The organism is Streptococcus salivarius (assembly GCF_002094975.1).
Lineage (GTDB): Bacteria > Bacillota > Bacilli > Lactobacillales > Streptococcaceae > Streptococcus > Streptococcus salivarius_D.
In genome coordinates this window covers 89,399-112,806 of the sequence record NZ_CP015284.1, presented here as the reverse complement: position 1 = coordinate 112,806, position 23,408 = coordinate 89,399, and the positions used below count along the sequence as shown (strand labels likewise).

Here is a 23,408-nt window from a genome sequence, read left to right as displayed (position 1 = left end):
TAATGACCACACTAATGCAAATGTCACTATGGGTTAACAATATTGCTTATGACATTAAGACACTACGTTTTTTTAGGATAGTCTCCTTTATTATCAGTTTAGTTCTTGGTTTGGTTGGTTTCTATAGCTATCTCATGCTCTATCAGACACTTTTATTCGCCTACGGTGTTCATTTTATGGCTATTGCCTATACATCATATGTGTTTTGTGCCTTGATTGTAGCCCTTTATCAGCTACTTGCTGGTAAGAGACGTGAACGTATCAAGAAAGCAAAGCGTATCCTTATGTTTAGTCTTCTTCCTATTTGTTTGATGAACACCTGGGGCTTTATCACGTTAGTGACTTGGGGGCTTGCATGGGTTATGGCTAAACTAGAATATAACCATAGAAAACGAGCTGTTAAGATCGTATCATTCTTCTCAAAGGAATATTCACCTCTTTTTGAAAAGAGATTAGCCAATCGAAGTAACTATTATGCTTATCAATCTGCTTATCGTCTCCTAGACTTGATTCAGGTGTCAGCTTATGAAGAACTCTTTAAGGAAGAAGTGACGGAAAAAGATTATAAAGTTGGTCTCGTTGTTAAGGAGTTACACCGTACTTTCAAAATCAAAGGTGTACCTTTTTCTAAGGTAACAGTAACAGATAAACTCTATATTGCTCCACAAAAAATGCCTATTATTGGCTTAAGGAGGTTTTAATATATGGTATCTTATCGTTTTAAACGAGATGGTCAGTATATTCAGCGTGAACTAGAGCTAGATCCTCTTGATGAGCATCAAGACCAAGTCTATCCGGAAAGCCTCGAAGAGCAAGTAGATTATTCAGCGTTTTACGATACCTACTATGACGGTTTTGGTGAGGATAGTATCGCACGTGAACAAGAGAAAAAACAAGGTCTCATTGCGCGTGGGAAAGAAAGGTTATCCAGTGTCAAGGAGGATGTGACAGACTATTATAATTTGCAAGTGGAACGTCACAAAGACTATTACTCAGATGAAGATTCATTTTGGATGCGAAAGCAACAACAAAAACGAAATCGAAAATTCATTAAACAAAGTATCTTTCTTGCCCTAGGACTTTTACTTGTATTTGGTTGGTATTGGCTAACCGCACTACTTCATTAAGGGGGTGACTAAGATATTTGAAACGAATAGGTGATAAGGCTGCTCGTGTTCTTCTAACGATTTTTGGAGTGAAGACAACCATTATTATAGGAACTATTTTAACTTTTGCGGTTATCTTAATTGCAATTATCACTGGTTTAATGGGGACAATTAGTACTTCCGGTGGGAAAGGTAGCAAGACTAACGCCCAATGTGTAACCTACCAAAAAGATGGCGATGAAGAAGACGATGATGAAGAAGACGATGATGGCTCTAAGCCTCAATCGACTTCTACTAAAACTGACTCAGCATCTGCTGGCGACTCTGATCCCTTTACGAAGGGGACAAAAGCCTATGAAAATGCCCACAAAGTCTTTATGGCTTTTGTGAATGCTGGATTGTCTGGGGAATCTGCTGCAGGTGCTGTTGGTTGGGCAAACTCTGAAGGGAGCTATGACATCATTGGACGTGCCCAAGGGCATTATGGTGGTGGTATCAATGACTCCATTTCTAAGGGAGCTGTTCCAACGACAGGTGGGACATCTAACACACTTGGTGGTGGTGGAATCTTCCAGTTTGACCCCTACACGAAATATGCACCTCTTAATAGTCCTGATTGGGAAGATGCTGATAAGATGGTTGCCTTTGTTATCGATGCCATCTCAAAAGGTGACTGGAACCCAGCTTATGACGAATCTGGCCATAACTGGTCATTCCAGGAGTTTGCGAAACAAACCAATATCGATGAAACTGCTATGTCATGGAATGCCTACGAACGAGGTAATATGGCTTATGTCAAACCAGACCAGAAGAAGGCGGATGCAAGGAAGTTTGCGGAAGTCTTCGAAGCAAGTAAATATAAGTACGATGATGCCAAGTTCCAAAAGGCGTTTGGTGGTGGCGGTGCTTCTTCCAATAACTCCTCGTCAAGTAGTCAAAGTTCAGATGATGATGACGGTGACGACGATGAAGAAGATAGCGACAACGAAGACGATGATAATGATAGCAGTTCAAGCAGTTCATCAAGTGACTCTAGCAACAAGGCTAGCAAAAAAGACAGCGATAAGGATAAAAAGACTATTGATACTGACAAAGCTATCAAGTGGTATAAGGATAAGCTAGGGAAGGTCAAGTATTCTCGTGATGCTCGTACTGGGCCAGATAGCTATGACCATTCATCTGCTCTCTATTATGCCCTTGTTGACGGTGGTGCTAAAGAATCTGGATCTCCAGTAGATACCGATTCAGAACACGACTGGTTGAAAGACAATGGTTATGAATTGGTGTATGAGGGTGCCTGGTCATCTAAAGATGATGTTCAAAACCGTGAAAAAGGAGATGTCATTATCTGGGGTACGAAAGGTAGTAGCTCTGGCGATAAAGGACAGACCATGCTAGTTGAGGATAAGGAGAATATTATCCAATGTTCTCCATCAACCGACGGGATTGCTGAGAATAATTATGGCCAATATCGAGACCGTATTACTATGGACTACGGAAAAGTCTATGTCTATCGTCCGAAAGACAAGAAGGATAAGGATGATGACAAGGAGGAAGTAGATGCAGATACGTGTGGCGACAGCGATAGTAGTAATCTCAGCACTGATACTGGTCAGCCACTCGATGTTCCTTATACCATTACCCAACTTTTCGGTGCAGCAGCTAATGCAGGTGGACCAAATGCGGGTTCAGGACACACAGGAATGGACCTTGCAGCACCAGAAGGCTCTCCAATTTATGCCGTAACAGACGGTGAAGTAGTAGAGGTCAATGAAGAGGCGATGAATATCGACGGTAACCACGTGATGCACACTCTTCCAGATGGCACTATTATTTATTATGGACATATGCGTGATGTTCCTCTTGTTAAGAAAGGGGATAAGGTCAAAAAAGGCCAACTTATCGGATATGTTGGACAAACAGGTGCAGCTACTGGACCACACATTCACTTTGAACGTCGGAAAACGAAAGTCTTCCAGTATGGTGATTTCTTGAGTCCAGCATCAATTATTTTAGGAGATACCCAACCACAAGTTGGTATGGTGATTGATCCTAAGACACAAAAAGGTGGAGCACCATCTAAAGAATAAATCAAAAAGGAGAAAAAGAGAATAAATGAGTAAACAATCAAAAATTAATCCGAAAAGCATGTCATTATTGGCTGTGCAAGGCCTAGACTGGTGTTTGAGAAAAGCTTTCTTATGGTTCGTTATAATTATGGTAACGATTTTCCTTAATGTTTTTATTAATACACTGCCTATAAATCAAGTAACGGTCTTCCTTTATATCTTTCAAGGAGTTTACCTCGGTCTCTTTACGCTAAGGGCTGTTTTTAAATATAAGAGTGGTAGTGACTGGTGGGTATTTACCTCCCTTGTAAGTATAATGGAAATGTTTGGTTTATGTATTCTTTTGATGAAACCAATCCGGGTTACGGATGCAAGCATGACATTGATTTTTGAGCTATTGTTAGTTAGTCTTGCCCTTTATTATTTGGGAACGAAACTAAGTTCTAGCTTATTTAAACGTTATCTATTCAAGAATGTTATGGATGTGGATTATCTTGGTTTGAAGAAATCTACTGAAACCAGCTTATATAATGAACATTCACTTATTAATGATATTGAATTGACAGGCTATGACACTAATGCTCAAATGACAATAATCAATAAGAATGCTATTAAGCCGGAGTATAGGTCGATTGTTGAGGTTACTAATATGGAATGTGAGAAAGTAATTTCTCCTCGTTATTATAGAGAGGGAACTGCTCCAGGGAATATCAAACATACGTTTGAAACGAAAGATACGCTATACCATCTTCATTTTAACTTCCATCCATTTGGAATCAATGGTAGGTTTTCTCCAAGCTATCTACCCCTAATTGACCTAACTGTTAGTGAAAATAAGGCAAAATAATACATAAACATAATTATGTAAATACAAAAAAGGAGTCATCTTTTGACTCCTTTTTATTTGCTTGATTTTTTAAATTTCGGTCACGAGAAAAAGTTTTACTAAAACTAGGTCTCTTTGTTAATTTCTATGAGAAAAGTTATAATAGAATTTGAAAAAGTGCATAATTGATTTCAATAAGGAGGAACTTAGATATGCCAAATCATAGTTACGAAGATTTTTTTTATGTTGAGGATCAACAGCTCCATAGTGTATATGAAGTTCAAAAAGAATATGAACAGAAAAAGGGAGATATTTCAAAATACCGAGATAAAATGTTGTGTCCAGAATGTCAGATAGCAAATTTACGTTTTACACATAAAACATCAGAAAGAAGGGCATTTTTGTCAACCCTTCCAACTTCAAACCATGAAGAAGGTTGTTCATATAATTATGACCTAGCTTCAAATAGGGCAGTTAAGCAATTTGTAGCAACATTAACAGATGAACAAGTACGTGATAGACTTGAAGCAATGTTAAATAGCTTGTTGCCTAGGGATATAGGAGACGATGAAAATGCAGTAAATGCTGAACAACAGACTCCATTCGTAATAGATATAGGAGCAAGAAACCATCAGCCTAACCGAAGAGCAATCCGAAGAAAATCTATGAATGGGTGGTTTGATAAAGCAGATGAAGACAATATGTTCCTTTTTTATGGTAAGGTAAGGTTATCAGTTGAAGAGCGAGAAACCAAGAAGGGGAAACGGTATATATTAATTGTGAAGACCAAGAGAGGCGAGGAGTGGATCAGAAAGACCAGTATTTTTAGAGGCATGGCTCAAGATGTTATTGATGAGCATACAACCTATGACCTTGCTGTCCTGGGGCATCTTGAATTTTACAAAAATTTCCCACAAATTGTCACAGAATCATTTGCTGCCATTTTGTACAGAGAGTCAAAGATATAAAATAAAAAAGACTAGCAGTCTTTTTTATTTTATAACGAGATGTCTCTTACTCTATGATTTGCTGTTTGTAATCTGCTCATATAACTCAAATAGTCTTGCGACTGTCTCACTCTCAGTTAGCCAAGTTTTTTTGCCATCGACTATTTTGGTTAATCCATATGCTTCCATAACTGCTTTATCATTAGCTTGGTGGGCTCGACGAAGTTCTTTAGGCATGGTTAGCTCATCATAGAGATCAGCTAATGAACTGTCTGGATAAAGTGCACGCGCATCAAGAATTGCTTGAGCAGTTTTTGATATTTTCTCTTTTTGGGCATCTGTTACTTCAGGCCAAGGGAAGTTATTGTATACGATTTTGGCAGAGTAGCGATAATCTGATTTAAGGCGTCCAGCAACTGTACGCATCCATGCCATATGTACATTTGAAGTTAAAATACCGAAGTCGTAAAGAGAAGCATCTTCAATAATTGTTACTGAATCTGTAGGAATAGTATCAGAGTCTAAAAAACCAATTGGAATGTACCGTCTACTCTCTGATGAAACTCTTGGAATAATTAGATATGTATTTGGATTTTTAGTTTCTCTAAATTCATGAGACCTCTCCGCTAATTTTCTAGTCCCCAAAGCCGAACTGTTTAGTCTCATTTCTTTAACCAAATTTACACGTTCTAAGACTTTAGGCATAGAACGTAACTCTTTTGGGGAAACTCCTACAAGCCATAAACAATATCTATCTAAACTGTTAATGAACTCCCTAGAACCGATTAATTTTTTTATATATTTTTTTGCTGTTGGTTCAGATTTGATAAAACTATCATACTCTTCAGCTTTAATTATTAAATTCCCGCCATCAGTTGGTTGATTACCTCTAGACATTTGTAACTTTTGGGATATAGGCTTGTTTCTTCTCCTTACATAGATCATTTTTCCTTCAATTAGATATGGACTAATTGCTTCGACAATTTCTTTGTTGTCCTTATCAAAAAGGATTAACTTACTCTGTTTCACTGAGCTAAATCCAATAATAATACAGTGGACTTTTGCTTTCTCTTTTGCCTCACTATTCCATACAAAAGTTTTATACGCAAAATCTATAGAAATATTTTTCTTTAATAGGAAGTCCCATAAAACAGAAACTTGCTCACCTTGAGAAATGGAATTAGTTGATACAAATGCACACCTAATATTTGTATCGTTAATTAATATTGCGGATTTAGCATACCATCCTCCTACGTAATCTAAAATTCCTGCATTACTCTTTTCGCCAAACAAGTTTATTAATTCTTGTTTCTGGGATTTACTGACACCATTAGCTCCGACAAACGGTGGATTCCCAATGATATAGTTTAGCTTTTCTTTGGGAACTACACTTTCCCAATCCAGCTCTAAAGCATTTCCTTCAACGATATTGGTATATGACTTAAGTGGAAGGAAGTCGATATTTGCAAATACAATATCTTTAGTCTCTTCAAGCATTTGGCTTTCTGCAATCCAGAGAGCTGTTTTGGCTACAGAAACTGCAAAGTCATTAATCTCAATACCATAGAATTGCTTCAGCTTTACTTTGACTAAATCTTGACCGAGATCCAAAGCAACGGTATCACCCATATATAGCTTAATAGCTTCATTTTCTAAGCGTCTAAGAGAGACGTATGTTTCAGTTAAGAAATTTCCAGAACCACAAGCTGGGTCGAAGAAAAGAAGACTCGCTAGTTTTGATTGAAACTGTTTTGCTTTTTGTTCAACCGTTTTAGGTTGCTTAAATTGACGTATTTCATTTAACTCTTCTTTTAGCTCGTCCAAGAATAACGGATCAATAACTTTATGGATGTTTTCAATCGAAGTATAATGCATCCCACCACTTCGACGTGTTTCTGGGTTAAGAGTTGATTCAAACACTGCACCAAAGATAGTTGGACTGATTTCTGACCAGTCAAAGCCAGAAGAAGCGTGTTCAAGTATAAGCTCTCGGAGTTCATCGGTGAAATTAGGTATTTCTAGATTATTCTCTGCAAACATCCCACCGTTTACATAAGGGAAGGCGTTTAGTTCGCTATCAAGGTAGGGGTCGCGCGTGTCGATTGGTGTGTCAAGGACAGAGAAAAGGTCCATTAACCCACGACGAAAGTCACGACTTCCAAAACGAGCTAGGTAGTCATGGAACATCATTTTGTGTCCAAAGATACCAGCATCCTCTGCATACAAACAAAATACAAGGCGTACGACAAGTTGGTTAATCGCATGTAGACTATCTGGATTGTCTGGATTGACATATTGTTTTAGCAATCCGTCATAGATTTCGCCTACGATTTCCCCAGCCTCCATTGAGACTTTCATTTCACGTTCTAGGTGTTCGTTGGTCTTATCTACGAGAAATTCTAGTCGATAGGCTTCTTTATCAAGGTCTGCTAATTGAACAACTTTAGGTTCGCCATTAGGCTGCTCCATATCATAGATATAGAACTCTTTGAAATTACAAGTAATAATCCATCTAGGACGTCTAGAGTAGGGGACGTTAGCTGAATAACGTTTCGCTTGTTGGAAAGGTGTAAGATAAGTACCATCAGACTGTCTAATAGCTTTATTGAGGTCTTTGTTTGCCCCTTTTTGTTCAATCATAACCTTTGTTTTGTCGATGAAACCATCAATGAAGCTAGTGTGATCCAACGCTACTTTATTTTCAAAACTAATATATTCTGTTGGGTTTTCAATCCCATAAACAGATTGCAGTAGGTCTAGCCAGAAAGATTGGCTATCTTGTCTTTCGCTACCACGGTTTTCCCAACGCTTAATAAAAGCCTTGGCTTGCTTTTTCTGTTCTCTAGTGTTCATTACTACTAATTCTTTCTAAATAGACTCGGTGTCATTATACCATATATTTCTACTGTATTTTAGTGGGTATTAACTCTATTAACCAACTGTCAAGTGACTAGATATAACTTGGGGGATGTGACACCCCCTAAGTCTCTTTTTTAATACATAGAAAGGTGCTATACTAAATCCATGAAAAAAGATTATAAATACATTATTATTTTGGTGGTCATTTTCCTCGCTCTTGGAGTCATGTTTTTGGTCTCTGCGTTAATGAAGAAGAATGAACCTAAGAAAAAAGCAACACCGCCTAGCACCGAACAGGTGATTGAAGATTCATCCTCGGAAGACATTCCAAAAGAAGATAAGTATGAGAGATGGCGTAAAGAGGCACTTGCGACCTTAGAAACACAAACACCTGCAGATGATGCTGATACGCAAACTGTAAAGAATGCACTGAAAGAAATGTGTTCTTATGTTGAGACTGTTCAGAACGTAACCGATGTTAAGCCAGATTATCAAAATCACTTAACGATTACTGGAACCAAGATGCAGTATGAGCTTGTAGCGAAATTTATGCTAGGTTATAAGTACTCTGATGCTAAAACGCAAGTATTTAAAGCTAAAGCGGACAATGTTCGTCAGTTTGTCCTTGAGGTTGCTAACCCAGACGGAGCAAAACTTTATTTCTGTGGGAATTACGTTATGGGAACAACTCAAATAGAAGTAACATCAGTTCATGGAGTAGCTGAAGCTGACCATGCTGAACATGGCCATGACTAGAAGTAGTCAATGCGTCTTACATATCTTGTTTAGCTTCATCATGAGATGGAGCTTTTCTTTATATATTTAACTCAAATAGAATTTTTGTCCCTGTGTAAGTGCATATCTTCTTAATCCTTGATATAATAGTGCCATAGCACAAGGATTAAAGAATTAGTGATAATAAGAGAATATGATTAAAGAACGATTGGAGATGAGGGATCATGGAAAAAGAAACAAAGCGTCTTTTAAGAAAATTAGTTAGGTTGTTTGACGGTCAGACTAAAGAACATCTTTTAAAATATACTGATGAGGTTTCTGGACTAAATATTGAAGAACAAAATAAATTAGCTCAAGAGTTACCGGCTAGACACTTAAGTGCTGAAATTTTAAGTGATATTCAACGTATCAAAAATGGAGAAGAACCACGTTTCTTTTCTAAGGATGGACAATATAAGGGACTATGTGTTGAAGAATACAACCAGCGTGACTTTATGACTCGTCAGCAACGTTACGTTCTAAGTTGGGCGTTTGGAATGTTGCTCTTTTTAGCAGTCTTTACAATTGTCTCCTGGAACTTTGTTCCCAATGTTATCCAAAAAATGGAAAGTAGTGCATCACTATTGAACTATACTGAGAACTATGGCACTCGTCCTGAACAGGTCTTTGCAATGGTTGTCTGTGGTGTCTTTTTGATATTACTTTCGGTAGTTGTTTCACTAGTATGTCTGAAGAGATATCGTAAATATACTGAAGATCCTATCAGTGTCGTGTTAACAGATGATTTGAGACTATAAAAGCTGAAGCTTAAGCTTTGGCTTTTTTTAATGTCTTTTCACGAAATCACCCCATGTCACTGGGTTATAAAAGGGAATTTCTTTATGTTAGAATTCGCTTATGATTACATATTTAGCAGAAAAAAGAGACCAAGGAATAGCCTACTATATGGCCCTTGCTGCAGATAATACACTTTCTGCAACTCAACTAGATGAAAAATATAAAAAACAAGGTTATATTCAATTTAAAAATGCTGCTTACCACAATGGAGAATTGATCACGATTATCTGGGCTCAAGGACATATGCTAGAGTTAAAAGAACCAGAAGACTATAAAGCTGATTGGAAAGAGTGGCGTTTGGACACCTTACCTATTATTCCTGAAAAATTTGAATATAAGGTTATGACACAGAAGGAATGGCAGTTCAAGAAGGTTAAGGATTTCTTTGAGAAATCTAGGATGATTGTTTGGGCCACTGATATAGACCGTGAAGGTAGTCATATTGCCTATAGTATTAGCCTTATGACTGGTATTTTAGACCAGAAAGGTCCAAAGAAAATGATCAAGTCCCTTTGGGTTGATGAATTAACACCAACAAAGATTCAAGAAGGAGTGAAAAAACTACGTGAGATAGACTATCGTGTCTTACAAGCGATTGAAGCCCAAACGCGAGCTATTGCTGACTGGCTTCTTGGAATGAATGCTTCCCGTGCTTTAAGTCTCCTATTAGAAGATAAGATAGGATTGAAACTGGATAGGTCTGGTAAGGACGGTAAGATTGCAGTTGGTAGAATCAAAACCGTAGCTCTATTTTTGATCTATTTAAGAGAATTAGCCATCCGAGATTTTGTTCCAACAACTTATTGGGAATTAGAAGCCACCTTTGAACATCCTAATGGCATCTACAAGGGTAATTATGTTCCTCTTGATATTCCGTACTCTAAAGGTGACAAGAAGGGTGAACCTTGGGAAGGCGACTGTCCTACTAGAGAAGATTGGGAAAAGCTTATTCAGAATCCAAAAATTATTGGAGATAGTAACAAAGGTGTTATCGTTGAACATGAAGTTGAACTAAAAGAAAAACGACCACCAAGGCTTTATTGCCTTGACTCGATACAAGAAGAATTAGGGAAACTCTTAGGATTGACAGCAAAAGAAGTTCTAGAAGGCCCTTGCCAAGAATTATATGAGGTGAGAAAACTAATCACGTACCCAAGATCTTTGTCTTTTTATATTTCTAGGGAACGTTATGAGACTTTAAAGCAACAAGCACCAGCGTTAGCTCGATTAGTTGGTTTCAGTGAAGAGGATTTGGTATTCCCAGAGCGTCCAGATGGCTTTTTTGTAAATGACAAGAAAGCTGCAAACCACTCAGCAGTAGTTCCAACTACCTTAATACCCACTGAAGAAGAAGTAGAATCCCTTCCTGATGCACTGAAGATTGTCTACAAAGCAGTTATCAGAAGAACACTAACTATGTTTTTCCCGAAATACCAGTATGAACAGACGACAATCATTACTCAGGTAGGAGCTGGAAGGTTTAGAACGGCAGGACAAGTCCCTAAAAACCCTGGTTGGCAAGTTTTATTCCAAGATAGTGCGAGCCTGCTTGATAGAGTGATAGAAGAAAGTGAGGCGAGGGAGCTTATTAAAGTCCAAACCAACGATACTGTCACTTCTCACCTAGTGCCAGTGGAAAGACATGTTAAAAAACCGCCTCGCCACACGAATAGTACCTGGCTTCGAGCAATGAGAACTGCTGGCCGGGACCTAGATGATGAAGAGCTTATCGCTATCATGAAACAAATCAAAGGTTTAGGTACTGCAGCAACTAGAGGAGCAATACTGGATGAAATCGTCGTTAATAAGTGGGTGATAGTCAAGCAAGGAAAAATCTATTTATCTGAACTTGGTTGGTTGATCTGTGAGACACTTAAAGATGAACGTGTCTTATCTCAACCAGAAACAACAGCAATATGGGAGCAATCGCTCAGTAAAATTGCTGAAGGGACAAATACACAAGAAAAGTTCCTAAAAAACATCTATAGGTATCTCGGTATCGAGAATCCTCACAACAACCTCATCGAAAATCTGATTAAAGCTGTAGATAGAACTGATTATGTCCCTTTCCAAGACTTTATCGAGCAAGCAGTAGCAAAAGCTGATGGCAAGCTTGGTAACTGTCCTTTATGTGGAAAGGCCGTCAAAGTCTTAGGAAAATCAAAAGTAGCTCAGTGCGAAGATAATATCTTATCAAAAGAAGAAAGAGAAACAGGTGCAACACCTGTTTGTAGCTTTAACTTCTGGATCACTGTAGGTTTTATTAAAGACAAGAAAAAAACACTCACCAAGAAACAAATCAGTGACCTTTTATCTGATAAAGGACGAACAAACCTTATCAAGAACATCGAAGGCAAATATGGCCCATTCGATGCTTACGTTTATCTTTCTTTCAACGAAGAAAAAGGAATTTATCAAGTAAACCTTGAAGTTGATAAAGCAACATCTAAAAAATAGTTCATTTTAAATGTCTTTTAAAAATTTTGTGCTCTCTGCGCTTGCTCTTGTAATTTCCTCTGTGCTACACTAATCTTAGTTTAAGAAGAGACGATACAAATATCTAAGAAAGGAGAAAAATATGAATACACCTCGTATTAACCGATTTTTAGGTGAATGGCTAGACAGACAGACTAGCCCAAACTTTTTTCAAAAAGGTTTGATTCTTCTGAATGCGTGTGACTTTATCGAAAGTAATGCAGATTCCATCCCTGGTCTTATTGCTCATAAAAAAAGTCCTCTACGTCAGCAATTAGATGAAGCTCTCGCTAGTCGTGGGTTCTGTTACCTTAAGCCTATTGAAGTCAATGCTCAAGACTCCATTGAAGTAGAAAAGTACTATCGATTTGAAGCCACACCTAAAGGTTCCAACGAACCTATTACTTACTATGGTCTAGGGGCTTACTTTATCTGCCGTGCTATATTTGAGAATGAATTCGATATTGATTCTGGCTATCAATATGATGACGAAGAACTCTTTTATGAAGACATTGGATTTGATACTCTATTCCATAATAAGTCTGTTTTTCTATTAGGAAACACGCCCTCTGATGATATGGAGATATCTTGGCAAGAAGTTGGCATTTCAATGCGTAGACGGGCATTCAATTAATATGCTTTTCAAGGACTTGCATAATAGATTATAAAAGAGCAGTACGCTCTTTTTTTTGTGTATTTAAAGGGTGTCACTGGGTTTGAGTCAGGGATGACTTTTGCTATCATCTAATTGTAATTTTTTAAGAAAGGAAATTGCTTATTTATGGACAAAAACAAAAGTTCAATGATCTTTAAATGTGGAGCTTTTTTAACAGCTCTTGTAGCAGCAGGTTTGGTTAATAATGGGGTATCAGCAGACGAAACTGCCACACCAACTGGACCAACAGATAATGCTACTGTTGCGACTGGACACTCCGATACACTTCTCCCTCCCGCTTCATCAACACCAGCGACACCCGGTACCAATACCACAGATGTCCCAACTGTTGAAGCACCTAAAGTTGATACTCCTAAAAATGAAGGTGTAACAACTGAAACACCTAAAGTAACTGACGGTTCTACTAGTACTGGCGTAGCTACACCTACAACACCAAGCGTTACTACGCCAAATCATGACGAAGGGAAGACTTCAGAAAATTCTGAGGCTACACCTACGACTTCTGAAAATGCAAGTACAACTGCTGAAACGTCTACAGCTACCTCTGAAGGAAGTGAAGGAAACTCTACTTCTGATACAACTTCAACTGCATCAGAAACTCCTACCCCTTCAGAGCACACAGTAACTGAAACTCCTACTAAGCCTAACGCTACGGATACTGCTAATGCTAACCACAATAGTGAAAATAACACTAGCAGTAGCAGTGAAAGTTCAACAAATACTGTTAATGATAAAGGGTCAACGGTTGCCACACCAACTCCAGCACCAACTGAAGGGAATAACGCTTCAAGTTCTGAAGCACCTAGTGGCTCATCAACTTCAGCTGAATCTTCTTCAACAAGTTCAGAAACACCAAAAGTGTCTGATGGAACTTCTGGAACAGGTGTAAGTTTGCCAAGTAGCGAAGGAACAACATCTTCTGAGAAATCATCAACTTCTCCAGAACTGTCTGAAACTGCTACAAACACTCCTCATATTCTTGACGGAACCAATGGAACTGGTGTCTCTACGCCATCTGAACATAAATCAGACAGTCGTACAGAAGTAGCTTCAACTTCAGCAGCAACTTCAAACAAGGTAGTTGAGTCTCCTAAAACTGAAGAAGCTCCTAAAGTTAGCGACACGAATGTTCAAGAAACACCTAAACCAGGGGACGTTTCTCCTTCAACAAAACAAGTTGTACTTAATGTGACTCCTAGTCAACCAGTCGTTACAAATACTGGTTATAAAGTTGTCTCAACAAACAATAGTGATCTTGTCGTACAAAACTTCGATGGTTCTGTAGCCTCAGTTCCAGCTTCACAGGCAGGAGGAGCAGTGAATGAGGATGGAACTGTCTCTGTTAAGACCGAGGCAGGAGAAATGGTAACACTTCCTGAAACAGGGGAAACTGGAACAAAACTCGTTACCTTTGGATTCTTGATTTTGGCAGCACTTGGTCTTCAACGTACAGCTGTGAAACAAGAAAAGTGGTATTCAAACTAAGAAAGGTTATTATTTAAATGTTTAAAGACTCAAATAACACGAAAGGACATGGCTCTATTCGTAAAAACAATGTCTATGGAGCTGTCGGTGTACTTGCTCTCGGTGCTGCAGCAATTGTTGGGGGAGCTTCTCAAGCATCCGCAGATGAAGTAACTGAAGCACCTGTAAATTCAGAGCCAGTTGCTACCTCTCAAGCAAACGCAGACAGTCTGATGTCACAAGCTACAGCTGTTGCAACATCAGATGTCTCTACTCCGACAACCTCAGCGACTGCAACAAACACTTCTGATTCACAACCTACTGAAAAAGTAGCAGAAGTAGCTACTACACAACCAGTAAGCACTAATGATAATAATGCTTACGCAGAAAAAGCTAATACATCAACGGAAGCTGAAAAAGTTGCTATCGACAACTCAGCTGTCACGGATGCAGTTGCTACTGCCAAAGACAGTGGTGTTAAAGTGTCGCAAGATGCTACCCAAGATAAAGGGACACCAACTACGAGTGAAGAACTTGCAACAAAGCAAGCTGAAATCAAGGCTGACCAAAATGAACAAGTAGCTTCAATCAAACAAGCCACCCAGGATGCATCTGGACGTCAATCAGCCTATGATGCAGCTGATAAAGCTCACGACACCCTTGAAACTCAAGTAGACAAAGCTGTTAAAGATAGTAATGGACTTATTAAAGCTGAAGCTACTGAAATCTCAAGTGGGGATGGTAAAAATGTAGGTGATTACAACACCTATACTGATCAGGTTAATAAGCAGATTGCTTCGAACAAAGAAACCATCGACAAATTTAACAAAGACTATGCTGCTATGAAGGATAATGCTAACGTTAATGTTGACGGACGAGTAACAACACAAAATGTTGACCAGTTGACTTATGGAAACTCGGTTCAAAATGGTAGCGTTAATCCGGATGGGACCTTCTCATTCACGCACGATATGAATGACTCAGCTAATGATAGCTTGGGTGTTTTGGGTACAGGTACCCTTAATGGTAAGGTTAATTTCACGTCTGCAGCTAACGGAGACGGTTCGACAACCGTAACACTTAATAGTCTCGATTTGTGGAACTATGCCTACACAAGTAACCGTCCCAACACTGGTGTTAACCAAAATCTTAACTACCACGTTTATACTGATGGTGAAGAAATTTACTCAGTAAACCATGATGGTAACTCAAGCTTTGCGGAAGATATCAATCGTAGTATTGCACTTAACAAGTCCTATGTCTTGAAACCAGGCGAAACTACTGGTATTATCCCAATTCTTAACATCGATGATAATTGGATTATCAATACTCATGGTCAGCTAAGTCTCGATTTCACTAATCCAAACACTGTTCCATCAGCTACAGTTAAAAAGGTTAATGAACCTGTTAAACCAGAAATTCCATCAGCAAGTTATCATGACTACAGTATGAATTATCAACCAACTGTAACTAAGACTGTCCTCAACAGCGACGGTGAAAATGTTAATGGTAAGATGATTCCTAAAAATGATGAACATACCTATGTTTTGAATAACGGAAATATCTTTGCCAATGCAAAGGTTGGCGATACTGTGACAACTCGTGATCCACTTGAATTCGGTGAAGTTCCAAATATCGAAGCCAACAAGGCTGAAAATGAGGCTAAAGGTTGGAACGTTGATTATGATGAGGCTTCTAAGACCTACACATTTACTGCCAAATACGATGGTAAAGCTCTCGAAGCACCTACAATCAAGTTCGTAGCAACGGACGATAACGGTTTCTACGATAATACTTATAAAGCTGATCGTAACGGTTACGAAACCTTCTCTGATACTGTCACTAACAAGACGCCAACAGCTCCTAAACCACATAAGTCTGTTACTGATTCAAAAGGAAATGACATCGATGGAAAAACTACTGACGATGACAAAGTAACCTTCCATTTGACAACTGATTATAGTCCATACAAAGATATGGCTGCATCTAAGAAAGCACTTGAATTTGCGCTCCTTGATGACGTGCAAGATGGTGCTTATACAGTAGATGAAGATGCTATTACTATTCGCGATAGCAATAACAAAGATGTCAAAGACCTATTTGATATGTATCACGTACTTTCGGATGAAGGACGTACTGATGCCATCAACAAGATCCTAGAAAAATCTGGTCTTAACCCAACTGGTGAATTCTATCTTTGGGTAGCCAAAAATCCAGTTGATTATTACCAAGACTACATTCTTAAAAACAATAATGTAACAGTTAATCTCCCTGCTACATTGAAAGTCCCTGCAGGTACTACTGTAGAAAATGATTTCTATCAGATTGATTTTGGTAATGCCTATAAATCAAATCTTGTTTCATTCGATACACCACCAGCAGCACCAGTAGGAGAGTCTGGCGGACCTACTTCTACCCCAGTAACTCCAGTAGAAGAAGTGCCTGTCCAACAACAAGCTATTAAGGTTCTTCCTAATACTGGTGAAAAATCAACTTCAGCTATTGCTGCAGTAGGTACAGTTGTTCTAACTACTGCACTAGGTATGCTTGGTTTCTCAAAACGTAGTAAAGAATGCTAAGATACCACCCACTTCTTAAAAAATCCTTTTCCCTATTCAAAATTCTAAATTCATAATTCACTAAAAGCACAGCTCACAAGAGTTGTGTTTTTTAAGAGGTGTCACTGGGTTACAAATAGATATTTGTTTTCCTATAATAAAGAAGTACTTTAAAACAAACTAGGAAGGAATTTGTTGCTTATATGAGAACTGATAATTTATATAATTATGGACTTATGAAATCAAGACCATATAGGTAGAAAGAAGGTATCTATTTGAAAAATAATAAATTAATGTTCATGTTGCTGATGAAATGGTTTGCTGAAAGTATTTATTTCCTTGAAATCATATTTATAACAGCCACTTCAGTTCTGTTATTAGCAAACAATATTCTCAATGTTTCAACAAAGACGATTCATATTATCGCCCTGGTATTACTGGTAGTTTATGTATGTATTGGTTTGTTATTAGCTAATCGAAAAAATAAATTTACGATGTCAGTTAATTACTTTAAATTGATAGGAGCATTGGCATATATCGTCCTGATCACCACTCTAAAAGGTATTGTGTTTGATATTCTAACACACCCTCTAGTTACACTGGGGATTGCACTTCCTTATGTTGTAGCTATTGCCTTAAGAAACTTCAGCAAAGGTCAAATCAATAAAATCATTTTTGACGATAGACACAATGCAAATATCAGAGGACGATTTGATTCTGTAGAAAATATAAAGGATTCTATGCGTTCATCTATAACTAGTAGCATTACTCCTGAATTTAAAGGACTTATGGAAATCAGAGATGAAAAATTTAGGCAAGACACAAAGGGTAATGTAGCTGGAATGTTCAAGGTCTTGCTAAAATCCGGATTTCTTGGGTTTAAACATATCCCATTAACTAAAGTAACACTGACATTTAACTTAGAATAAGAGGTAATCACGATGAAGAAAAATATTTTAACAACGGAACAAGCAAGTTTTTTGAAACAGTACAATTTCTCTCTATACCAAGAACGCTTTGAGGTATTATGTGAAGCTCAAAAAGCTGAAAAGAACGGGCGTCTAAATTTTGCCTCGGACGATGAATATAAAACATTTATTGATGCTGTAATGACTGGAGAATGGTCTGAAGAACTCTTTATGATCAACCTATCAAATCCTATTGGATGTGAACATTTCCTTGCAGCACAAGAAGATGGCAATGGCGGACTAATTTGGGATGTCGTTGATTATAGTGAGGGAGACCGCTTCACGAAAGAACAAATCCAGAAGATTGTTCCAGAGGCATATCGATATAGTGCCTTTATGGTCTCTGAGATTGCTGCAGAAAAAGACTGGGGACCAGAAGCTCAACACCAACGACTTGAACAAGCTAAAAAGCAAGCCCAAGAACATGAAAAGCCTATCGAGAACTTTCCAAAACCTCGTGTAATCACAGATGAAGAACGACATGATGAACTTACACAAAGTTCTATCAGAACAGTAGCAGCAACCTTGAGACCTGCACAATAATCATAGGACTAGCTAAGGATAGCATATATAGTGATGCTATCCTCAGAATGAAGATAAAGTCCTCAGAAGTTATCTGGGGAGTTTTCTTGCTTCGAAGGAGTATAATAAAAAAAGTATTTGATGAGGTACTCCTATGTTTCACAAAGATAATCTTGAATATAATCGTCGTCAATTAGGTTTCTATACGCTTGATGGGCTTCACATAATACCTCAATATTATTGGATTATGGGAGAATTAAGTGTGACTATAAAAAAAAGACAAACATCGTTTTTGATGTTTTTCTTCATTCTGAGCTGGACTGAGGTCCGGCTTTTTTTGATGAGTTTAAGTATTTTGTGTGAATATTATGAGCTTCTTTTCTAAAAGTTTGGAGTTACTTTATAAAATGATATTGAGTTTGTGTGTCGTATTTATGTATTGTGAAATAAATTGTATTGATAATTTCTTTTATGGGGAGTATTTTTCAATATTTAGGGAAAAATATACCGTTATTTATAAAAATTTTATTTTTAAAGAGTAGAATTATTTGGATGCTTTTAAGAAAAAATAAATTAGAAATCTTGATGAATATGTGAAGGTTTAGCTTTCTGCATCCTCAAAAAATTAAAGGAAAATAAAACGAGCATATATTAGCATTTTCACTGCAATTGTAATGGTTTTACGCTTTTTTTAAATTGTGTAAAAACAGTAATTTTTTAATTATCAATCTAATCTTAATAATAATTAAATGATAATAATAATTCTAGAATATATTGAAAAACCTTATTTTAAAAGAATTTATTAACTCGAAATAATGGTTTAAATTTTCAAAAAATACTTGACACCCTTAAATTTCGGGAGTAAAATTCTAATAGTTGTAAATAATTATTCATCCAGGGTTAATTTCACGCCAGCCTATGCGGGCGCGAATACGGGGTTAAACCTCGGAACCCCTTATTATTTTTGAAAACAAATTATTTTATTGAGGGATAACACTTATGAAAGAAACAAACAACAAAATGAAATTTATCGCTGGTACTGCTGCAATTGTAGCTGCGGCTTGTGCAACAGGTGTTGTAAATGCTGATGAAGTAACAGTAACTACACCAGACACAAATGCTGTATCTGAAACACAAGCTCAATCAACCGTTACTGAACAACAAGTATCAGATGCGAAACAAAATATGGAAAAAGCTGAAACAGCCGCTGTTATTCAAGAATCAGCAACTGGTTTGGCTCAAAATCAAGTAAATGACGCTCAAAATCAAGTGAATGCTGCTCAAAGTCAAGTGACTGACGCACAAGCAACAGCAGCACAAGCGACACCTGAAGCCATTGCTCAAGCTACTAATGCGATCACAACAGCTGACAGTCACGTACCTGTTGCAGAAAAGGCAGTAACTGACGCACAAGCTACCGCTACAAACGCTCAAACGACTGTGACAAACCAAAAAGCTGTTGTATCAGACGCTCAAGCGGCTGCAGATAAGGCACAAGCTAAAAGTGACGCTGCTCAAGCAAAAGTAGATGCTCTTGCAAAAGAATCAACAGATGTATCAACAGCTCAAGATAATGTAACAGTGGCAGAAGCAACTGTAGTACGAGCTAAATCAGATGTGAAAACAGCTGAAACAAACCTTGAAACAGCTAAAAAGGCAGATTCAAAACTTGACCAAGCAATTTCAGATGCAAACGGTTCCGTATCAACAGCTGAACAAGGTGTTAAAGATGCAAAACAAACTGTAACAGCTAAAGAAACTGTCGTAAGTCAAGCACAAACAGCCTTTGACCAAGCAAAAGCGGCTGCAGACGCTGTCAAGCCATTAGCGACATGGGAATCAAAAGTCAATATTCCAGAAGAATACTTGAATGCATTGAAGAAATGGGTGAATGCTAAAGGTGAAGACCGTGTGAAAGCAGCTGATGAAGCTCTTGCAATTTATAACGCGCTTCCAATCAAAACAGATTTCAACATCATTAACCAATATAATAAAATCGTACATGTTTATGATGGTGATATCCATTACGACGCAAACGATAATGGGATTTGTAATTACTTTTATCCAGACACAATCACAGTAGCTGATAATACTCAATATGATGTCGAAAATCTCCCGGAAAACGTGAACAATATTGTAAACCAATATTTTGTAGACCAAGTTAATGCCTTTCGTCGTGCACTAGGTTTACCAGATGCAACAGTAAACACTTTAATGATGGATCTTGCAAAAGCACGTGCGGTGAAATACAACGCATTACGTGATAACACTGATGAAACGGGATCTGACTACTCAATTGAGCTTTCAACAAAAAAACCCGAATTGGAGCACTTGTATGTTAGAGAAAACTTAACAAATCAACGTCACTTCAAACCGTTTTCAGGTGATTTGGCATACAAACGATCTCATTATGCAACATTAAGCGAAATTCTAGAGGGTGTTCGTGAAGCTGTATTTTTATTCACAGTGGATGATGGGACAAATTATTATAGTCATACAGCTAGTTTGACGGACTACGACCAACAAGGTATTTCAATGTACCTACAAGACAACAGTAATTCGTTTATTGAAGTTCCAGCAGAATTCAATGTTGTAACTACAACTTCAAGCTTGCATGAAGCTAAATTTGCACAAGACATTTGGGGTGGTCATGTATATGATGTATTGTCAGCCGGTCGAGCAAACTTTGAGCCAAGTGTAGATGCATACAATAAAGTAGTATTGAAACAAACAACTGCAGGTGTTGCGTTGAAAGCTGCTCAAGAAGATGTTACCGTAGCCAAAACAGCAGTCACAACGGCTCAAAAGGCTGTCGATGACGCCAAAGCAAAAGTAGCAGAGCTTGAATCACGTGAACGTCAAACACCAAAAGCAGAAGCTGAATTGAGAGCTGCTCAAGCTAAGTTAACAGAAGCTGAAGGTAAACTTGCAGTGGCTAAAGTTGTGCTTGCATCCGTAACAGCTGAAGAAGCAACTAAAGCCCAAGCGCTTGCACAAGCAAAAGAAGATGCTAAAGTTGCAAAAGAAAAAGCTGATGATGCAATGGTTGCACTTGCAACTGAACAAGCTAAATTAGCAGATCTTAAATCATCGGCTGAAAAAGCAAACAATGATGTTGTTGCTGCTCAAAAAGCTCTTAACAACGCAAAATCTGCAGTAGAAGCTGCTAAAGCTCATAAATCTGAGTTGGAAAATGCACAAGCTAAACTTGCAGCCGCTCAAGTTAAACTTGCAGCCGCTCAAGTTAAACTTGTCAACGCTCAAGCTAAACTTGCCGCTGAACAAGCTAAACTTACAGACGCTCGTAGCAAATATGCATCAGCTAAATCAGAATATGAAACCGTGTTGACTAAATATGAAGTTCAAAAAGCGTTAGATGACGCTAAAAAAGGTAATATTGTGACACCTGATACTAAACCTGAATCTGGTAAAACTGACAATACTAAGCCAGAAACTGACGTTGTAAAACCAAATCAAGGTGCAAAAGCTAAATATGACGATGTTGTGGCACCGAAAGTGGTAAGCAGTCAAGTCGAAGCAGCACCAGTATCAGTATCTAAATTCAACAAGACACAAGAACAAACAGTCAACACTGTAGCAGAAGCTACCGCAGTAGCTGTTAAAGCCGGACATGGTCACACACTTCCAGAAACAGGTGATAATGGCGGTATTATTGCAAGTGTTGCAGGTATTGGTCTTCTTGGCCTTCTTGGATTTGCTGGTCGCAAACGTAAGAAAAACTAATCAATTGATTAGGGTCAAAGCATAAGGGTTGTAGAACGACGAGATTATAAGACTTACTTTTTAGATTCTCTTACCAAGCTCTGATACTTTTTTAGTAATTCTACCTGCAAACGTAACTGTTCTACTTCGGATAACTGTTTCATCCCTTTACCATAAGTATATTGTTTCCCCACAGGTTGATGGAAACGGTACAATTCATCATTCTGAGGATAGCATCACTATATGCTATCCTTTTTGTATTGAATCATATACCACGCGCAACACTTCACTTCACAACTCTAGTAATTTTCTTGAATAATAATCAAAAGACTACTTTAAAATATGAGAATATTTAAGTATAATAAAAACAGAATACTTAATAGGAAGTCCCTGTTAACTATCTGGGATACTGAAGACTTGATTTTTGGAGATTGAAAATGAAATTTGATTTTATGAAAAGAATTAGTACAAAGAAAAGTGCCATAATTTCTCTTATCGCACTATTTTGTTTCGGTATAGGGTACTATGTACTTGCAATTTCACCACATCAAAGAGCGGTACAGTCATTTAATGAAGTAACAGCCAAAATTCAAAAAGAAAACCGTAGCTTAGAGGAAACAATCAAAGTATCTAAGAAACTACTTAGTAGTAAAGATAAACCCTTAGACGAAAAGCTGACGGTTGAGTTAAAAAACGAAGTCTCAACTGCTGAAAAGAAGAAACAAGTAATTCCTAAAATTAAAAAGAAAACAAGCGACATCAATAAACAAGTTAAATCACTAAAAAAACCAATTAACTACACAACAGAGATAAAAGAACTTCAAGATAAAAACCAGAAGTATTCAACAAGTGTTAAGCAGTTAAAACAAATTACAAATCCTTCCAATACATTTGTGGAAAGTCGTCTTAAGGAAATTGATACGATTTCAGATGTTCAGTCAGCTACAGAAGATAATGATCCAAACCAAGGCTTAAACAAACAAGGAAGTTATACGGCAGCAGTTTATTTCTCTGACAATGAAGTGACTAATCCAGTTGCTGGTGCTGATTTAGTAGCAAAAGGTACGGATGCAGGGGGATGCGTAGAGGTTTATAAAACGGTAGAAGATGCCAAAAAACGAAATGACTATTTAAGTGCTTTCGATGGCCTTCCAACTGTCATTAACCCTGGTTCACACTATGTTTATGGAACGGTTGTTATTCGTGTCGCAGCATCATTAACGGCCTCTCAACAAAATGCTTTGACGCAAAAGATATATGAGAAGTTAATTGAGATTAAAGATGATAGCACAAGCAAAAACTCCTCAAAAACGGAAACCTCATCCTCTACGCAACCATCATCATCGTCTAGTTCAAGCTCTACTCAAACAACAGTTAGTGAATCAGCTCAGAGTAACACCAATACGGTAGCCGGAAGTGCCCCAACAACACCTGCTCAACAACAAGATGCTGGAGTTCCCGAATCATCAAAAGAAACAAGTGTAAATCCTGAATTTCATAGTAATTTTGATGAAAATGGTTATAACAGACTCTTGGGTGTTTATATGCAAGATATGGTTGACGAGGCAAATAACTATCATGCTACTACCGAGCCATCATCATCAACAGGAAGTTCTGAATAAGTTCCTTATAACACTATACTC

The 23,408-nt window shown here is 37.9% G+C and carries 16 protein-coding genes and 1 pseudogene; 15 read left to right on the top strand and 2 right to left on the bottom strand.

The annotated features are described in order from the left end of the window. The first annotated feature begins 2 nt into the window (after nucleotides 1–2). From V471_RS10820 to V471_RS10800, 5 genes are all read left to right on the top strand, one after another. A complete protein-coding gene (locus V471_RS10820; protein WP_084871589.1) occupies nucleotides 3–701 on the top strand; it encodes a hypothetical protein in 699 nt (232 codons plus the stop codon). Nucleotides 702–704: 3 nt separating this feature from the next. After that, complete coding sequence (locus V471_RS10815; RefSeq protein ID WP_084871588.1) at nucleotides 705–1,127, top strand: hypothetical protein; 423 nt, start codon at nucleotides 705–707, stop codon at nucleotides 1,125–1,127. A gap of 17 nt (nucleotides 1,128–1,144) precedes the next feature. Continuing rightward, complete coding sequence (locus V471_RS10810) at nucleotides 1,145–3,196, top strand: phage tail tip lysozyme (protein WP_198166472.1); 2,052 nt, start codon at nucleotides 1,145–1,147, stop codon at nucleotides 3,194–3,196. Between the two features lie 25 nt (nucleotides 3,197–3,221). Beyond that, nucleotides 3,222–4,022, top strand: coding sequence for a hypothetical protein (locus tag V471_RS10805; protein WP_232326854.1), 801 nt, complete (start codon nucleotides 3,222–3,224; stop codon nucleotides 4,020–4,022). Nucleotides 4,023–4,213: 191 nt separating this feature from the next. Next, nucleotides 4,214–4,969: a hypothetical protein gene (locus V471_RS10800; protein WP_084871587.1), complete on the top strand. Its 756-nt coding sequence runs from the start codon at nucleotides 4,214–4,216 to the stop codon at nucleotides 4,967–4,969. 51 nt (nucleotides 4,970–5,020) lie between these two features. Here the strand turns inward: V471_RS10800 and V471_RS10795 are convergent, their stop codons facing one another. After that, the gene (locus tag V471_RS10795; RefSeq protein ID WP_084871586.1) at nucleotides 5,021–7,801 is read right to left on the bottom strand and encodes a DNA methyltransferase; all 2,781 of its coding nucleotides are present in this window, start codon (nucleotides 7,799–7,801) and stop codon (nucleotides 5,021–5,023) included. Nucleotides 7,802–7,972: 171 nt separating this feature from the next. Here V471_RS10795 and V471_RS10790 point away from each other — a divergent pair, with 171 nt between their 5' ends. From V471_RS10790 to V471_RS10745, 9 genes are all read left to right on the top strand, one after another. Beyond that, the gene (locus V471_RS10790; RefSeq protein WP_084871585.1) at nucleotides 7,973–8,563 is read left to right on the top strand and encodes a hypothetical protein; all 591 of its coding nucleotides are present in this window, start codon (nucleotides 7,973–7,975) and stop codon (nucleotides 8,561–8,563) included. Nucleotides 8,564–8,766: 203 nt separating this feature from the next. Continuing rightward, nucleotides 8,767–9,339, top strand: coding sequence for a hypothetical protein (locus V471_RS10785; RefSeq protein WP_084871584.1), 573 nt, complete (start codon nucleotides 8,767–8,769; stop codon nucleotides 9,337–9,339). 100 nt (nucleotides 9,340–9,439) lie between these two features. Then, nucleotides 9,440–11,836 carry a DNA topoisomerase gene (locus V471_RS10780; protein ID WP_232326853.1) on the top strand — a complete coding sequence of 799 codons (2,397 nt, stop codon included), beginning with the start codon at nucleotides 9,440–9,442 and terminating at the stop codon, nucleotides 11,834–11,836. Nucleotides 11,837–11,957: 121 nt separating this feature from the next. Next, nucleotides 11,958–12,488, top strand: coding sequence for a hypothetical protein (locus tag V471_RS10775; RefSeq protein ID WP_084871582.1), 531 nt, complete (start codon nucleotides 11,958–11,960; stop codon nucleotides 12,486–12,488). A gap of 147 nt (nucleotides 12,489–12,635) precedes the next feature. After that, complete coding sequence (locus tag V471_RS10770; protein ID WP_084871581.1) at nucleotides 12,636–14,015, top strand: hypothetical protein; 1,380 nt, start codon at nucleotides 12,636–12,638, stop codon at nucleotides 14,013–14,015. Between the two features lie 17 nt (nucleotides 14,016–14,032). Beyond that, a complete protein-coding gene (locus tag V471_RS10765; protein WP_084871580.1) occupies nucleotides 14,033–16,573 on the top strand; it encodes an SspB-related isopeptide-forming adhesin in 2,541 nt (846 codons plus the stop codon). A gap of 278 nt (nucleotides 16,574–16,851) precedes the next feature. Next, a complete protein-coding gene (locus V471_RS10760; RefSeq protein ID WP_232326852.1) occupies nucleotides 16,852–17,481 on the top strand; it encodes a hypothetical protein in 630 nt (209 codons plus the stop codon). A 12-nt stretch (nucleotides 17,482–17,493) separates the two neighbouring features. Further along, a complete protein-coding gene (locus V471_RS10755; RefSeq protein WP_084871578.1) occupies nucleotides 17,494–18,063 on the top strand; it encodes a hypothetical protein in 570 nt (189 codons plus the stop codon). A 978-nt stretch (nucleotides 18,064–19,041) separates the two neighbouring features. Then, complete coding sequence (locus V471_RS10745) at nucleotides 19,042–21,786, top strand: SEC10/PgrA surface exclusion domain-containing protein (protein WP_084871602.1); 2,745 nt, start codon at nucleotides 19,042–19,044, stop codon at nucleotides 21,784–21,786. A gap of 86 nt (nucleotides 21,787–21,872) precedes the next feature. Here the strand turns inward: V471_RS10745 and V471_RS11280 are convergent. Further along, nucleotides 21,873–21,992: pseudogene (locus tag V471_RS11280) on the bottom strand (IS3-like element ISBt2 family transposase); the annotation flags it as partial. A gap of 210 nt (nucleotides 21,993–22,202) precedes the next feature. On the opposite strand from V471_RS11280, the gene V471_RS10735 reads away from it, so the two are divergent. Beyond that, the gene (locus tag V471_RS10735) at nucleotides 22,203–23,387 is read left to right on the top strand and encodes a hypothetical protein (protein WP_232326851.1); all 1,185 of its coding nucleotides are present in this window, start codon (nucleotides 22,203–22,205) and stop codon (nucleotides 23,385–23,387) included. The last annotated feature ends 21 nt before the right edge of the window (nucleotides 23,388–23,408 follow it).